The organism is Kitasatospora sp. NPDC090091 (assembly GCF_044747365.1).
In the GTDB taxonomy this organism is placed as follows: Bacteria; Actinomycetota; Actinomycetes; order Streptomycetales; family Streptomycetaceae; genus Kitasatospora.
In genome coordinates this window covers 1-1,384 of sequence record NZ_JBIVDY010000061.1, presented here as the reverse complement: position 1 = coordinate 1,384, position 1,384 = coordinate 1, and the positions used below count along the sequence as shown (strand labels likewise).

The 1,384-nt window shown below is 66.0% G+C and carries 1 protein-coding gene; it reads left to right on the top strand.

The genetic code is table 11. The features are described from left to right. Positions 1-709 precede the first annotated feature (709 nt). Positions 710-1,024 (top strand): hypothetical protein, encoded by a 315-nt coding sequence (locus ACIPSC_RS39015; protein WP_400835167.1) that lies wholly within the window; start codon positions 710-712, stop codon positions 1,022-1,024. The last annotated feature ends 360 nt before the right edge of the window (positions 1,025-1,384 follow it).

Sequence of the window (1,384 nt, the reverse complement as noted above, 5' to 3'; positions counted from 1 at the left end):
CGGGCCTACTCGGTGACCATCACAGGATCAATCGGGGAAGGTACGCCTGCTGCGTTCCTCCCGGCGCCGATCCACAGGTCTCGAGCATTGCTCTGGATCGCGTGTCGGCCCTTGGTGTTGTCGCCCGAACCGGCCCCGCTTGGTGGTGACGGCCCTGGTCACCTGAGTGACGCGGGGCCGTCGTCGTGAAAGCCTTGGCGCATGTCCGAGCTGAGCGAAGATGCCGATCACCCGCTCAGGTTGCTCGGCTTCTGAGGGTCGCCCGAGGACCAGAAGCTGCCGAACCCGGCTCACCGACGGCTACTACCTCTGGCCGGAAGGCCTCGCCCATTACGCCCTCGACCACGGAGTCAGGCTGCCGGCCGAGTTCGCCGACCACATCGAACAGAGGCGTAATGCCTGGAAGATCGGGAGCGGGATGTCGCCTGGTGGCGTGAGAACGCCTCCAGGACATAGACCCCGAGTCGTTCAGCCGCGGCTGGCGCGCCTCGCCTTGGCAAGGAGCTCGCGCCGCGCCGGCGGGTGCGTTAGGAACCCGCCGGTGAGGGTGAGGAACTCGGTGTGGTGGACAAGGCGGTCGATCATCGCGGCGGCCACGACGTCGACGGTTGCCGCAGATCCGGCACTCGCCGGGCGCGCCGTTCGGCTGTCGTAGGCGCATGGCAGGCTGCTGCCGGACCGGTTCGTGGTGAGGTGGAGGCTGGCTGACGTGTGGAAGACGGGTGAGGTCTGGCGGCTGTCTCAGCAGGACGAACTGGTCGGGGAGATCGTGATCGAGGGCGGCGAATTTCCCTGGTTGTCGGGCCGCTTCGTGGCAACCCCGGCGTTCGCCGACTGGAAGCCCCTGTTCGATCGTGAGATCGCGCTCCTCGAAGAAGAGGACTGGGACCGGTGGGAGCCGATCGTCGACGAGATCAGCTGCAAGCTGATCCTGGCCGCACCTGCGGGGCCCGTCGCCGAGTTCCTGCTGCACATCGACGGCGGCCAGGCCTGGTTTCGCTGGAGTGACGAGCCGTTCGAGTAGCCTCTCAGCCCTTGGTGGAGGTCTGGCCGACCCGTGAGCGAGCCCGAGACGCGGCGCCGGACGACTCAAGCAGGGACAAGCTCGATCGTGCACTCGACAAGGTACGCAACCCAAGGACGATTGAGTCCTTGCTGGCGCAGAGCGACGAGGAGTTCGCGCAAGCGCGAGAGGATGTTCCGCAATGCTTCAACTGTTGCGCCATCGGATGTTTCATGTGCTGGCCGTCAGAGTGCGTCGCTTGCTGTCTCATCAGCTGCGTAATGTGCTAGTAGTGCTTCGTTAGGTCTGACGTGGCCGGGGGCGTCCCGGTCGGCGTGCATCGGGTAACTCGCGGTGGCAGGTGGGGCATTCGCCGGTCCA